Annotated in this window: 12 protein-coding genes; 5 read left to right on the top strand and 7 right to left on the bottom strand. The window is 70.8% G+C overall.

The genetic code is table 11. The features are described 5' to 3' along the window. Positions 1 to 81 precede the first annotated feature (81 nt). Both ACLJWH_RS15460 and ACLJWH_RS15455 read right to left on the bottom strand, forming a co-directional pair. Entirely contained in the window at positions 82 to 837 is a 756-nt protein-coding gene (locus tag ACLJWH_RS15460) for an N-acetyltransferase (RefSeq protein WP_411142274.1), read from the bottom strand. Positions 838 to 890: 53 nt separating this feature from the next. Continuing rightward, on the bottom strand, positions 891 to 1,739 hold the full coding sequence (locus ACLJWH_RS15455; protein WP_411142273.1) for a class I SAM-dependent methyltransferase: 849 nt from the start codon (positions 1,737 to 1,739) through the stop codon (positions 891 to 893). Positions 1,740 to 1,955: 216 nt separating this feature from the next. Between ACLJWH_RS15455 and ACLJWH_RS15450 the strand changes: the two genes are divergently transcribed. Then, positions 1,956 to 3,482 carry a N,N-dimethylformamidase beta subunit family domain-containing protein gene (locus ACLJWH_RS15450; protein WP_411142272.1) on the top strand — a complete coding sequence of 509 codons (1,527 nt, stop codon included), beginning with the start codon at positions 1,956 to 1,958 and terminating at the stop codon, positions 3,480 to 3,482. Here ACLJWH_RS15450 and ACLJWH_RS15445 read toward each other — a convergent pair. Next, complete coding sequence (locus tag ACLJWH_RS15445) at positions 3,466 to 4,197, bottom strand: HAD family hydrolase (RefSeq protein WP_411142271.1); 732 nt, start codon at positions 4,195 to 4,197, stop codon at positions 3,466 to 3,468. The two genes, ACLJWH_RS15450 and ACLJWH_RS15445, sit on opposite strands and share 17 nt — an antisense overlap. A 32-nt stretch (positions 4,198 to 4,229) precedes the next feature. Beyond that, a complete protein-coding gene (locus ACLJWH_RS15440) occupies positions 4,230 to 5,411 on the bottom strand; it encodes a serine/threonine protein kinase (protein WP_411142270.1) in 1,182 nt (393 codons plus the stop codon). 299 nt (positions 5,412 to 5,710) lie between these two features. Between ACLJWH_RS15440 and ACLJWH_RS15435 the strand changes: the two genes are divergently transcribed. From ACLJWH_RS15435 to ACLJWH_RS15420, 4 genes are all read left to right on the top strand, one after another. After that, the gene (locus ACLJWH_RS15435) at positions 5,711 to 7,012 is read left to right on the top strand and encodes an extracellular solute-binding protein (protein WP_411142269.1); all 1,302 of its coding nucleotides are present in this window, start codon (positions 5,711 to 5,713) and stop codon (positions 7,010 to 7,012) included. A 139-nt stretch (positions 7,013 to 7,151) separates the two neighbouring features. Further along, positions 7,152 to 8,153 (top strand): carbohydrate ABC transporter permease, encoded by a 1,002-nt coding sequence (locus ACLJWH_RS15430; RefSeq protein ID WP_411142268.1) that lies wholly within the window; start codon positions 7,152 to 7,154, stop codon positions 8,151 to 8,153. After that, on the top strand, positions 8,150 to 9,031 hold the full coding sequence (locus ACLJWH_RS15425) for a carbohydrate ABC transporter permease (protein WP_411142267.1): 882 nt from the start codon (positions 8,150 to 8,152) through the stop codon (positions 9,029 to 9,031). The genes ACLJWH_RS15430 and ACLJWH_RS15425 overlap by 4 nt, the downstream gene beginning before the upstream one ends. Positions 9,032 to 9,164: 133 nt before the next feature. Next, entirely contained in the window at positions 9,165 to 10,262 is a 1,098-nt protein-coding gene (locus tag ACLJWH_RS15420) for a radical SAM/SPASM domain-containing protein (protein ID WP_411142266.1), read from the top strand. 246 nt (positions 10,263 to 10,508) lie between these two features. On the opposite strand, the gene ACLJWH_RS15415 is transcribed toward ACLJWH_RS15420, so the two are convergent. The 3 genes from ACLJWH_RS15415 to ACLJWH_RS15405 are packed head-to-tail and all read right to left on the bottom strand — an operon-like array spanning position 10,509 to position 13,134. After that, positions 10,509 to 11,510 carry a mevalonate kinase gene (locus tag ACLJWH_RS15415; RefSeq protein WP_411142265.1) on the bottom strand — a complete coding sequence of 334 codons (1,002 nt, stop codon included), beginning with the start codon at positions 11,508 to 11,510 and terminating at the stop codon, positions 10,509 to 10,511. After that, complete coding sequence (locus tag ACLJWH_RS15410) at positions 11,507 to 12,001, bottom strand: NUDIX domain-containing protein (protein WP_052860121.1); 495 nt, start codon at positions 11,999 to 12,001, stop codon at positions 11,507 to 11,509. The genes ACLJWH_RS15415 and ACLJWH_RS15410 overlap by 4 nt, the downstream gene beginning before the upstream one ends. A gap of 50 nt (positions 12,002 to 12,051) precedes the next feature. Beyond that, a complete protein-coding gene (locus ACLJWH_RS15405) occupies positions 12,052 to 13,134 on the bottom strand; it encodes an NAD-dependent epimerase/dehydratase family protein (RefSeq protein WP_411142264.1) in 1,083 nt (360 codons plus the stop codon). Positions 13,135 to 13,302: the final 168 nt, after the last annotated feature.

Raw genomic sequence — 13,302 nt, 5'->3', positions numbered from 1 at the left:
ATCGCGTCCGGTCACGTCCGCCGCCCGGGATCACATAGGCCGCACGGGTTCACCTGCGCCGCGTCTGATCGCGTACGTACCTCACGTCCGGGCGCGTACCTCGTGGGTGATCCAGACGCACGGTTCCCAGTACGCGCCCCGGTCGCGGGTGCGGTCGATGTGCAGTGTGCCGAGGCCGCCCGGGAAGACGTACTCCCCGTCGTCGGGAAACGCCATTCCGGTCCACGATTCCCAGTCGGCCACCGTGCCGGTGATGCGGGAGGACTCCGTGACGGCCGCCGCGATGACGCCGCCGAGCCGTACCTGGGTGCGGATCCAGGGGTCGAAGGGCGAACCGTCGGCGCGCTTCCAGGCCGCGTACCGCTCGACGGGGACGAGGGGATAGCGGTCCTTCCAGGTGGGGCGGACCGGCACGATCACATGGCGCAGGCCGTCGGCGCGGGCGGCGTCCGTCATCCGGTTCAGCAGGACCTTCGACAGGCCCTTTCCCTGGTGGGCGCGCGGGATCTCGATGCCGAGGGCACACAGGGCCTGGGGCGCGGCTCCGGAGTCGTGGTCGCGGAAGGCCGCGGCGATCGATTCGTCGAGCCCGGTGCCCAGACCTTCGGGGGTGCCGTCCCAGGTGCGCGGGAGCGAGCGGCCCGCTCCCAGAATGTCGTCGCACTCCTTGTCGTAGAGGACGAATTGATGGTCCGGAAATTCGTCGAAGAGGCGTGTCCAGTAGTCTCCGTTGATGTCGCCGTGCAGGTTGTATTCGGGGACCACTCCGGCGAAAAGCTCGGGGATACGGTCCCAGAGTTCGGGGCGTTCGGAGTGGCGCACCATTTCTACGGTCATGTCCGGCCTCTGCTGTTCGTTTCGCGGCGATCCGGGGCGGGGAACGGGGAAAGTCAGGACGGGGCGACGGCTTCCCAGATGATGACGAGGGGAATGCCGTCCCAGGCGGCGCGGGCCGCGTCCGCTATGGACTCCTCGTAACCGCCGGGGGCCAGCCGCCCGTTGAAGACCGGTTCGACACAGGCCCGTACGGTCAGCCCCGCCGCCGCGAAGGCATTCAAATAGCTACTGGGCAGATGCACGTAATTGCGTATGAATGCCAGCTGGTCGGAGCCGTGCACGAAGAGGCACTGTCCTTGCAGCGAGATGACGAACGGGTGCATATCGGAGATGATGACCCGGCCGCCCGGCCGGACGACGCGCGCGAGTTCGGCGACGCCGGTGGTCAGGTCCGGCAGATGGGTCATGGCGAGGGTGCAGAGCGCGAGGTCGACGGAGTCGTCGGCCAGCGGCAGTTGCTCCAGGAACCCACGGCGGTACTCGGCGTCCGGGGCGTTCTTCCGGGCCCGGTCCAGCATTTCCGGTGACTGGTCCACCCCGATCGTGCGGTAGCCGCGCGCGGTGAGCGCCGCCGTCTGCCGCCCGGTGCCGCAGGCCGCGTCGAGGGCGGTGCCCACCGGGCCCTTGTCCAGCAGTTCGTGGACGACCGGCTCCTCGACCTCGATATAGGAGTTCGGCAGGGAGTCGTAGACGGTGGACCAGGCCGCGTAACCGGCGGCGGCGTCGAGTTCGCTCACGGCCGCCCCGCCGTCCGGCAGATCACCGCCCTGCCCGGTGGCGAATGCGCGGATCTCCGCCACCCGCTCTTTCAGGAACTGCTCGTCGCCGTTCATCGCATGGCGCAGCAGGGCCAGCCCCTCAATTCCCAGCATCAGTTCCCGGACCCGGAATTCACTGTCCATCGATATCTCCAAGGAGAGTGGGTGGTCGAAGTCCTTGCCGCACTACCCCCGCCGCCCCGGAAACACGCGCACGGTAAGCGCGCTTGTCCTGAATTCGCCGCAGGAGGGCTGATCTCGCCGTATCCATTGTTGTGGACCGGATGATCTCCTGATCCGGCGCGCCGACAGCGGCCGCAAGTGAAGAGATTTCATTCGGGACGAGGGGCGGGCAGGCACGTGATCGAAGGGTATATGGGCCGGGAAAGTGTGGTGGCCGGCCGGAGTCTGACATTCCATGTCTCGACGGACGCCGACGAATTCCGCGTCCGTTTCTACCGCCTGGGCAGGGAACTGGCCTTCGTGGCGGAGTCGGGGCCGTATCCCGGGGAGCTGCGGAACCCGCCGCCGCATCCCGACGGCGTCGCCGCGCACGCGTCGCCCGCCGTGGACTGGGACTGGCCGCCCTACGACGTGCCGATACCGGACGGCTGGCGGCCGGGCGTGTACCTCGCGCACTTCGTCGAGGGTGACGACCGCCGGGCGGCGGCCACGCCCCTGCTCACCGACACGGACATCGAGGGCTACGCCCGGGAGTTCTTCATCGTCCGGCCGCGGCACCCCGGCCGTACCGCGCGCATCCTGTACAAGAAGTCGACGTTCACCCGGCACGCCTACAACCGCTCGGACCGCGAGGACGTGCAGCGGGCCAGCAGCTTCTACGACCACCCGGTCTACCAGACCGGCGGCCAGGACCGGCCCGCCGGCCATCAGCTGAGCATGCACCGGCCCGGCGGCGTCATCGATCTCGCCTACTGGGACGCGCCGTTCATCGCCTGGCTGGAGCGCGGCGGATACGACGTCGAGTACTGCACCGATCTCGACCTCCACGAGGACCCGGAACTGCTCACGCCGTACCGCCTGTTCCTGAGCGTCGGGCACGACGAGTACTGGAGCGCCGCGATGCGCGCCCACGTGGCGGCGTTCGTCCGCGCGGGCGGGAACGCGGCGTTCTTCAGCGCGAACACCTGCTGGTGGCGGATCCATCTCACCGACGGGAACACCGCGTTCGTCTCGGACACCGATCACCACGTGGGGGACGTCTACCCGCACCTGCCGGCGACGGACCAGTGGTGGCCGGCGGCGCCCGAGGGCGTCGGCGCGCCGGAGAACGCCCTGACCGGGGTCAGCTTCCGCAACGGCGGTATGTGGCCGGGGGAGTGGCCGGGCGACCGCCCCCGGGCGGGGTACCGGGTACAGCACGCCGATCACTGGGTGTACGCCGGGACGGGGCTGCGGGACGGGTCGGACGGTGGGACGCCGGACGCCCTCGGCGCGGGGACCGCGCTGATCGGGTACGAGTGCGACGGCGCCGCCTGCACCCTCGACGCGGCGGGCATCGCGCATGCCACGGGTGCGGACGGCACCCCCACGTCCTTTCTCATCCTGGGCGTCTACCTCCTGGACCCGGTGAACGAGGACTTTCACCAGCTGCGGACGGGGCACTGGAACTGCCCCGTCCGCGAGCCGGGGAACACCGGACCCCGGGCGGCGACGATGGGTCTGTACACCGCCGGCGGCACGGTGTTCACGGCCGGGACCACCGACTGGCCGGTGGTCTGCGGGCGCGAACTGGACGCCGGTGTCGTCCGGGTGACCCGCAATGTGCTGGACCGGCTGGCGGGCCCGGACCCGGCGGGTGAGGACGCCGGGACGCGGGAGAGCGCCGGCCGGGACGGGGCGAGCCGGGTCACAGCAGGTCCGTGACGGCGCGCAGCGTGGTGATCCGCGCGGCCCCGTCCGGTACGGGCGGGGCCGCGCCCTCGACCGCGCGGTCCGCCCGCCACAGGTGCGCGGCGCGCATCCCGGCGGCCAGCGGGCCGAGCACGTCCGACACCCACATGTCTCCCACGAACAATGCATGTTCAGGGCGGAGCCCGCAGCGGTCCAGCACCGTCCGGTAGATGAGGGGATGGGGCTTGCGGGCCCCGGCGCGGGCCGAGGTGACCGCCACGTCCACCAGCCCGGTCAGACCGACGCCGTCGAGGGCCCGGTCCAGATCCCAGAACCAGTTGGAGCAGACCGCCACCACCAGGCCGCGCCCGCGCAACTCCGTGAGCGCCTCGCGTACGTCGTCGAAGAGTGCCAGGCGGAGGTCCTTCATCACCCGGTCCAGTTCGGTGACGAGGCCGTCCACCTCACCCTCGGGGACGCCGCAGCCGCGCGCCCGGCGCCGTAGCCGGTCCAGCTCCCAGGCCCGGTAGGTCCGCGCGTCGCCGGAGCGGGTCAGATGCAGCTCACCCTCCCGCGGCCCGACCGCCCACTGGTCACCCCACTGCGCGGCGGCCCCGGCCAGCCCCCGGCGGACGAAGACCGACCGGTGGCTGGGCGGCAGCGGCTCCACCATGCGCACCAGCGTGCCGTAGAAATCGAAGATCACGCCCCGGATCTCCGCCGGGCGCCCGGCCGCCGTGCCGGTCAACTGTTCACCACCGTCCTGCCGGTCAACGGTTCTCAGAACCGGCCGAACCGGCGCGGGAAGTAGTCCTCCAGCCCGCCGTCGCGTTCGATGTCGACGGTCGCGCAGTGCAGACCGCCGCCGAACGGGCCCACCGCGCGGAACGGCACCGGCACGATCTCGAAGCCGTACGACGCGAGCTGCTCGGCCAGCGGCTCCTCCTTCTCCTCGATGCACAGCGTGTTCGCATCGAGGTTGAGCATGTTCCCCGCCAGCCACGGGCTGCAGAAAGAGAGCTTCGGCGGGTGCTCCCAGCTGGCCGGCTGCACCGCCTCCACGATCTCCCAGTCGTTGAGCCGGAAGAACTCCATCAGCTCGGGGTCCGCCAGCCGTTCACCGCAGTGCAGCACCAGACCGGGCCGCAGCGGCACCCAGGTGGCGTCGATGTGGAGGGGATGGGTGTTGGTCGAGGTCACCGCGTGCACCCGGTGGTCGGGGAAGTGCCGCCGGAGCCACTCGTAGCCGCTGCGGTTGGTGACGAACGACAGCTGGACGAAGAGGTCCTTGCCGAAGCGGGCCACGTCGGCCGCGTCGAACAGCGGCTCGGCCTCGGTCAGCACGAGGTCGTAGTCGCGCACCCGCGCCAACTGCTCTTCCGTGGACAGGGTGTTGTAGGTGTCCCAGAAACCCGGGTGGTAGGAGGCGTCCGTCAGACGCGGTTTGGGCGCGGCCTCCCAGCGCATGCCCGGGTCGTCGTCGAAGAGCCGTTGCAGCAGCGGCCGGTAGCAGAGGTACTCGTACCACCGGCTGCGGTACGACATGGTGGCTTCGAGGACCTCGTGGCCGACGGTCAGGAGCAGATCCCGGGGTGGCATACAGCCGGACATCGAATCGTGGGTCCAGTCGGGGGTGGCGACCTGCTGGCTGAAGTCGACAGGGGCCGGGCGGTCCACCCGTATGCCGCGTCGGCGCAGCATCTCGGCGAAGTTGTCCAGCTGCTCGTTGGCCTCGGCGGTCATCTCGGCGGGCATCGGGCCGTAGGTGCCCAGCGGGAAGCCGTCGTCGGGGAAGTCCCGGCGCACCGCGGGCTCGGGTGCCTGCACCACCGCGTTGTCGGCCCGTCCCACGACGACATGGCGCAGGGGATCCCAGCCGTTCCACGCGTTGACCTTCACCGGGCGGGTGTCCGAAACAGGCTGGGTGTCCGAATCCGTGGGTATCGTGCCGTACTCAGTCACGTGCAGACCCTTCGATCGGGGACGTGGGAGACACCTGAGCAAAGCTGAGGCAGCAGGTGCATCACCGTCAAGAGCGGATCTTTTACGCACCGCTGTGTTTGCGTCAATTCGGCGGCCGGGTAGCGGCGGGTGCGCGGAGTTCGGCAGGGCCTCCCGCCTGCCGTACGCGTGTTCTCCGATTCGACGGGTGATCCTTTTCCGGAGCGCGGCTCTCTGGCTGGAAAACTTCCTTCGGGTAGTTTGCCGGGCCGCGGGGGGTAGGTAGGCCCCCGGTTCTGTCAACCCGGACGGAGGAGATCATGGCTCAGCGCATCTCCCGTTTCACCGCGGGCCTGGGGGCTTTTGTCCTGCTGGCGTCCGTGGCCGGCTGTGGTTCCGGCGAAGGGGGCACATCGCCGTCCGCCGCGGAGCGTTCGGGTGACCTGACGGTCTGGCTCACCGTGGACGCCCAGGAAAGCTGGCCGGACCTGGTCGGCACGGTCAATGCCCGATTCAACAAGAAATACCCGAAGATCAAGGTGAAGGTCCAATACCAGCAATGGACCAGTAAGAACCAGAAAATCGATGCCGCGCTCGCCGGCCGGGAAGTCCCCGATGTGGTCGAGATGGGGAACAGTGAGACCACGAATTACATCGTCAACGGAGCCTTCGCGGCCGTGGACCCGGCGAAGTTCGACCATTCGGCGGAGTGGCTCGATGCGCTGAACGACTCCTGCCGTATGGACGGCAAGACCTATTGCGTGCCCTATTACGTGGGCGCCCGGGTGGGCATATACCGCACCGATCTGCTCAAACAGGCAGGCGTCGACCACGCCCCCCGCAGCTACCCCGAGCTGCTCGCGGACCTCGACAAGCTGAAGCAGAAGTTCGGCGCCGCGGACAAGAATTTCTCCGCCTTCTACATGCCCGGCCGCTACTGGTACGCGGCGATGGCGTTCGTGAAGGACGCGGGTGGTGAGATGGCGGTCAAGAAGGACGGGCGCTGGCACGGCGCACTGTCCTCGGCCGCTTCCGTCGCCGGACTCACCTCCTGGAAATCCCTCCTCGACGCCTACTACGCGGGGGACCGCTCCAAGGACAACGGGGACGAACCGGCGGTGGTCGGCCAGGGCCGGGTGGGCATGTTCTACGGCAACACCTGGGAGGCGAAGGCCGCCACCGACAGCAGATCCGGCGGTGACCCGAAACTCCGCGGCCGGTTCGCCACCTTCGCCTTCCCCGGACCGTCCGGCAAGCTGCTGCCGCCCTTCCTGGGCGGGTCCACACTGGCGATCCCCGCCAAGTCGCGGAGCCAGGACCTGGCCGGGGAGTGGATCAGGATGTTCACCGACCGCACCGCACAGCGCCGGCTCATCGCCGCCGACACGCTCCCCAACAACACCGTCCAGCTGCGCGAGGTGGCCGCCGGCGGAGTCAACGGCCCGGCCGCACAGGCCGCCGAGCGGGGCTGGGTCACCCCGCTCGCCCCCGGCTGGGGCGCCGTGGAGAAGTCCAACATCCTCCCGGAGATGCTCCAGGACATCGCGACGGGCAAGCAGTCGGTGCAGGACGCCGCGCGCGCCGCCGACCGCCGGATCGACGGCGTGATCAACGAGAACTGACGGCCGCGCGGGCGCCGGAAGGACGGCGCGGCCCCCCCGCAGGAGTGCGGCGCGGCCCCCGCGCGCGTACGGCGCGGCCCCCGCGGGAGCGCGGTGCAGGCCCATCGGTGCAGGCCCTACTTTCGAGGAGTTCGCAGCCATGGAGACCGCAGATCCGCCGCGCCCGACGGCGGCCGGGCCGGGCCCGGGGATGCCCGGCGGCCGCCACCGGCGCGCGGCCGGGCCGCGCCCGCGGGGCACCCTGCGCCGGGCCGGCCGGCTGACGCTGCCCTACCTGCTGATCGCGCCGACCGTCCTCGCCCTCGCCGCGGTCCTCGGCTACCCGCTCGTCGATCTGGTCCTGCTCTCGTTCCAGGACATGACCCGCAAGCAGCTGTTCTCCGGTACGTCACCGCCCTGGGCCGGGCTCGGCCAGTACCGGACGATCCTGTCCGACGGCTTCTTCTGGAACGTCGTCGGCCGCACCGCCCTCTTCACCGTCGTCTGCGTCGCCGCCACCATGGCGCTGGCGATGCTCGTCGCCCTGCTGATGCGCCGGGTGGCGCCGTGGGTGCGGATGACGATGGTCGGGGTGCTGGTCGCCGTCTGGGCCATGCCGATCATGGTCGCGGCCTCGATCTTCCGCTGGCTGTCCGACGCGGACTACGGCGTCGTCAACTGGCTGCTCGGCCTGCTGCCGGGGCTGGACTTCAGCAAGCACAACTGGTTCGCCGACCCCTGGGAGGGCTTCGCCGTCATCGCCTGCGTCGTCGTCTGGGGCGCCGTCCCGTTCGCCGCCGTCACCCTCCAGGCCGCGCTCAGCCAGGTCCCCCCGGAGCTGGAGGAAGCGGCCCTGGTCGACGGCGCCCGCGGCCCGCAGCTCTTCCGGCACGTCACCTTCCCGGTGATCAAACCGGCCTTCGTCCTGGTCACCTCGCTCTCGGCGATCTGGGACTTCGGAGTGTTCAACCAGATCTGGCTGATGCGCGGCGGCCAGCCCGAGAAGGAGTACTACCTGCTCGGCGTCTACTCCTTCATCGAGTCCTTCGCCGTCAACCGCTACAGCACCGGAGCCGCCATCGCGGTGATCACGGTGCTGCTGTTGCTGGTCGGCGCCGTCGTCTACGTGCGCCAGATCCTCACCATGGGAGAAGCCGAGTGAACAACGCCCCCGGCCCCTGGACGGCGGCCCCGCCCGGCCGGCGCGCCCGGCCGCGCACCCGGCACCGCCGGGCCGTGGCCAACACGCTCGGCCTTGTCTTCAGCGCGGTCATGGCCTTCCCGATCTACTGGATGCTGCTCACCGCCGTCCGGCCGGCCGAGGAGATCCACCACAGCCCGCCGAAGTTCTGGCCGGGGCACCTGACCCTCGAACACTTCCGCCGGGCCCTCGACACCCCGACCTTCTGGGCCAATGTGCGCGCGAGTGTCCTCATCGGCGTGGGCACCGTACTGGTCTCGCTGCTGATCGGCACGCTCGCCGCCTTCGCCCTCGCGCGCTTCTCCTTCGCCGGGCGCAAGGCGTTCGTGCTGGTGATCCTGGGCGTCCAGATGATCCCCCTGGCCGGGCTGATCATCCCGATCTACCTGCTGCTCAGCGACGCCGGACTCACCGACAGCCTGCTCGGCGTGATCCTCACCTACCTGGTGTTCATGCTGCCGTTCACCGTCTGGCTGCTGCGGGGTTTCATCGCCGGCATCCCGGCGGAGCTGGAGGAGGCGGCGCGGGTCGACGGCTGTACCCGCCTGGGCGCCTTCCGCCGGGTCCTGCTGCCCCTGCTGGCCCCGGGGCTGGTGGCCACCTCCATCTACGCCCTGGTCCAGGCGTGGAACGAGTACGTGCTCGCCTATGTGCTGCTCTCCAGCAACGACAAGCAGACCCTCAGCATCTGGCTGGTGTCCTTCCAGACCAGCTTCGGCACGGACTACGGCGGACTGATGGCGGGCGCCACGCTCACCGCTCTCCCCGTGGCGGTCTTCTTCGCGATCGTCCAGCGCCGGGTCGCCGCCGGGCTCACGGCCGGGGCCGTCAAGGGATGACCGCGCCGACCCCGCACGGCTACCGGGTCACACGGTCCCGGGAGCCGCCGCCGGAGCGCCGCCGGGACGGTCCCGGCGCCCGGAACGCATGCGCAGCCGCACCCTTCTGATTCCCAACACGCAGGAGATCACCGTGACGTTCGACCGTCTGGACCTGGTGTCCAAGCTGTACCAGCCATCGGGCTGGCCGCGGATCCTCGAAGCAGCCTCCGGTACGCCGTCCGGCGGACCCCTGGTGGTGGACCTGGACCCCACGACCTTCTGCGATCTGGCCTGTCCCGAGTGCATCAGCGGGAAATTACTGAACCAGGGACGTTTCACCCCCGAGCGGCTGGCCGAACTGGCCCACGAGCTGGTCGAGATGTCCGTCCGGGGCGTGGTGCTCATCGGCGGCGGGGAGCCGCTGGCACACCGGGGCACCCGCACCGTGCTGCGCGTCCTCGGCGAGGCCGGGATCGCCATCGGTGTGGTCACCAACGGCACCCTCATCAAGCAGAACCTGGCGGAACTGGCGGAGTACGCCTCCTGGGTCCGGATATCCGTCGACGCCGGCACCAGCGAGACCTACCGGCTCTTCCGGCCGGACCGTAAGGGCAACAGCGTCTTCGACAAGGTCATCGGCAATATGCGCCTGCTGGCCGAGGTCAAGAAGGGGGCGCTCGGCTACTCCTTCCTCGTGATGACCCGGCGGGAGCCGGACGGCAACATCGTGAGCAACCACCACGAGGTGCTGCGGGCGGCGGAACTCGCCCATGACATCGGGTGCGACTACTTCGAGACCAAGGCCATGTTCGACGACGGACACCATGTCGTGCAGGTGGCGCCGGAGATCCTCGCCTCCGTCGAGGAGCAGCTGCGCGAGGCCGCGCGGTGGGAGGACGACTCCTTCGAGATCGTCAACTCCTCGACCCTGACGTCCCTGCGGTCGCGCGTCGGCCCGGTCCAGGAGAAGGACTACCACCGCTGCCGGGTGGCGGAGCTGCGCACCCTGGTGACGCCGTCCGGGGTGTACGTGTGCTCCTACCACCGGGGCAACGACGGGGCCAAGATAGGGGACGCGGTGACCGACAGCCTGGCGGAGATCTGGCGGAACTCCGACCGGGGCATCGTGGACCCGAGCCGGGACTGCCGCTTCCACTGCGCGCGCCACCGCTCCAACCTCGAACTCGACAAGATCGGGTCCGGCACGGCGGCACCGGAACCCGGCAGCGACTACGACCCGTTCATCTGATGCCGTGACCGGCGATGTCCGCCCCGTGGGGAGCATCGTCCGGTGCGTGCGATCGCAGGGCGGCCGGACGTTCTTGTAGCGGAGCTACCAGGGCTTTTGGCCGACGCGGCGAGCGTGCGTGCGGGGCGGCGCGACGGGGCGGCGCTTGCCGGGAGGAGCACTGGGCAGGTCCGGGCGGTCGCGGGGCGGCCGGGGCGGTTCGCCGCGGTGGCGCCGTGGGACAGGCGCCACCGCGACGACGCGCCGCTAGGCGGATTCCGCCCGGCCGACGGGCGCGAGCCCGGCGAGCTCCGGCGCGAGCCCCGCGGCCGCCCGGGTGGGGATCACCCGGACCCGCGGATGCGCCGGGCCGAACGCACGCCGGAGCCGCCCGGCGAGCTCCTCCTGCTCCGCCGCCGCGCAGACGCCGACCAGCGCCCCGCCGCCGCCGGCCCCGCTCAGTTTCAGCGGCAGGCCGGCACCGCGCAGGGCCAGCCCCCGCAACTCCTCCAGCAGCGGCGTCGACATCTCCTGGAGGTCCCGCATGGCGGTGTGCGCCTCGCTCATCGCCGCGCCGAGCGCGCCCAGGTCACGGCGGCGCACGGCCTCCCAGACCGCCGCTGACGCCTCGTCGGTCCGCACCAGATACGTCGCGAGCCGCGGATCGCCGGCCGCGAGCTGTGCCCGTACCGAGCGGATGTGGTCGCTGGTGTCCTTCCTGGTGGCCGAGTCGACGACCAGGACGGCCCACTCGGACGGGAACTCCACCCGTTCGCGGATGTCCGGGAGCCCGCTCGTGCGGCCCTGGAGCAGCAGCGCGCCGCCCGCGATGACGGCGAGGTGGTCCATACCGCCGCCGTTGAAGATCGCGAACTCGAACTCGTAGGCCCACTGCGCCAGTGTCCGGACGGTGACCGCGCCCGGTGCGCAGGCGTCGGTGAACGCCCGGAACAGCGCCACGATCAGCGCGGTGGAGGACGACAGCCCGCTCGCGGCGGGGGCGTCACTGCGTACCGTCACGGCGGGCGGCCGCGGGCCGAGCCCGGACAGCCGCTGCCGCAGGAACGCCCACACCTCGTCCGGCCAGCTCCCCGCCCCGCCGTCGCTCCCCGGGGCGGCCGGGGGCCGGGCGCCGGGCGGACGCAGCCCGGCCGTCGTCGGCAGATCCAGCGCGAGGCTGACCGACCGGCCGCCCAGCCAGTCCAGATCCTCGCCGGACAGACAGGCCCGGCACGGCACGACCGCGCCCGCTGCTCTCGTCACGTTCATCGGGCCTGGAACCTTCCGGTGGAGCTGAACGCCCGGAACATCTCCAGGACCACAGCGGTGGGCGGATGCAGGGGGCCGGGCGGGTCCGCGGGGTCGCGGAACTCCGCCCGCGTCACCTCGTCCCGGCCCACCCGGAGCGCTCCCGACCAGCGGCGGGCCAGGAAGCACAGCGCGAAACAGTGGGTGACGTCCCCGTTCGGGTACGTCAGTGTGTGGATCCGCGGATCGGAGAGCGAACCGAAGGCGACCAGGTCCGCCCGCTCGACCCGCAGTCCGGTCTCCTCCGCGAGCTCCCGGACGGCCGTGCCGGTGAAGTCGCTGCCCTCCTCGCACGCCCCGGCCGGCAGCTCCCACACCCCGGTGTCGGCGCGCTGCTGGAACAGCGCCCGGCCCCGGTCGTCCAGCAGCAGAACCTGCGCGCCGGGGACGAGCAGCAGCCGGCTGCCGACGTGCTGCCGTACGGACCAGAGGTAGGAGCCGGTGTAACTCACCCGAGTGTGGCCTTCCGTGGTGTTCCGCCTGGGTTTTCGCCGGCAGGCTGTCATGCGGCCGACTCGGTCAGCCAGTCCGGCACCGCCTGCGGGGTGTCGGACAGCCAGCGCACATACCGCTCCACGCCCGCGCGTACGTCGATGCGCGGCGCCCACCGCAGCAGCTCACGGGAGCGCTCCGTCGCGGCGTAACCGCCGAGCGGATCGCCCGCCGGCCGGGGGGTGGTGATGAACCGGGAGGTGGGGAAGTGCGGCGCGATGAGTTCGCCCACCTCCCGCACCGAGGTCGGCACCCCCGTCCCCACGTTGACGGTCTGTCCGGCCATCCCGTCCTCGACCAGGGCCAGCGCGGTGGCCGCCGCCACGTCCTCGACATGCACCAGGTCCCGCACCTGCACCCCGCCCCCGTTCAGCCGCATCGGACGCCCGAGCCGGGCCTGCATGGACAGCCACGCCACCATCCACGAATGGCTGCCGGGCTTGGGTATCTGCGGGTCGCCGTAGACGGAGAAGTACCGGAGCACCGCGTACTCGGTACCGGTCGTCCCGCCCAGCAGGAGCCGGGTCTGGTGCTCCGCCCAGAGCTTGGAGTTCGCGTAGACGGACACCGGAAGCAGCTGCTGGTCCTCGTGGAACACCTGCGGCCCCCGGACCCCGGGATCGCCGTCGCCGTACACCGCCGCCGACGAGATGAGCACCAGCCGGCGGACCGCGGAGGCGGCGGTCTCCTCCAGCACCACCTGGGTGCCCTCGACGTTCGCCCGGAAGGCGATGTCGGGCCGCCGGGTGCACGCGGCCACGTCCGCGTAGGCGGCGGCGTGCACGACGTAATCCGCGCCGGTCACCAGCCGGCGCACCACGTCCCGGTCGCAGACGTCACCGACCACCACATCCGCCCCGAGTTTCTCCACCCCGAACAAGGTGTGCGCCGCCTCGGGATACGCGTCCAGCCGGTCCAGCACCGTGACCTCGGCCTCGGCCTCGCGTAACAGCGCCACCAGCCGGCTGCCCACCAGGCCGCCGCCCCCGGTGACCACCACGCGGGCGTCCCGCAGTTTCTCCAGCCGGGTGGCGACGGTATCCGCGCTGCCGGTTCCCGCCCCGATTCCGGTGTTCCTCGCTGACTCGGACATGGAATCCTCTCCCTACGCGTGAACATGTTTGATCGCCGGGTCAGCATGGCGTTCACGGAATGCCGTTACCAGAGCGCGATTTCGGCAGTCTTGCGGTGCTGATGGCGACCGCCGTACTGTCCGGATTCACCTGCTGCCGGATTGCCCGGAGCAGCGGAAACGGCCGGA

It is taken from the genome of Streptomyces sp. x-80, assembly GCF_046549095.1.
GTDB classification, from domain to species: domain Bacteria; phylum Actinomycetota; class Actinomycetes; order Streptomycetales; family Streptomycetaceae; genus Streptomyces; species Streptomyces celluloflavus.
The sequence above is the reverse complement of the archived record's forward strand: the minus strand, read 5'-3'. Positions and strand labels throughout refer to the sequence as shown.

Excerpts from the sequence above, each read along its gene's own strand:
- ACLJWH_RS15460 (WP_411142274.1), bottom strand. The coding sequence starts at position 837 with ATGACCGTAGAAATGGTGCGCCACTCCGAACGCCCCGAACTCTGGGAC.
- ACLJWH_RS15455 (WP_411142273.1), bottom strand. The coding sequence starts at position 1,739 with ATGGACAGTGAATTCCGGGTCCGGGAACTGATGCTGGGAATTGAGGGG.
- ACLJWH_RS15435 (WP_411142269.1), top strand. The coding sequence starts at position 5,711 with ATGGCTCAGCGCATCTCCCGTTTCACCGCGGGCCTGGGGGCTTTTGTC.
- ACLJWH_RS15430 (WP_411142268.1), top strand. The coding sequence starts at position 7,152 with ATGGAGACCGCAGATCCGCCGCGCCCGACGGCGGCCGGGCCGGGCCCG.
- ACLJWH_RS15415 (WP_411142265.1), bottom strand. The coding sequence starts at position 11,510 with ATGAACGTGACGAGAGCAGCGGGCGCGGTCGTGCCGTGCCGGGCCTGT.
- ACLJWH_RS15405 (WP_411142264.1), bottom strand. The coding sequence starts at position 13,134 with ATGTCCGAGTCAGCGAGGAACACCGGAATCGGGGCGGGAACCGGCAGC.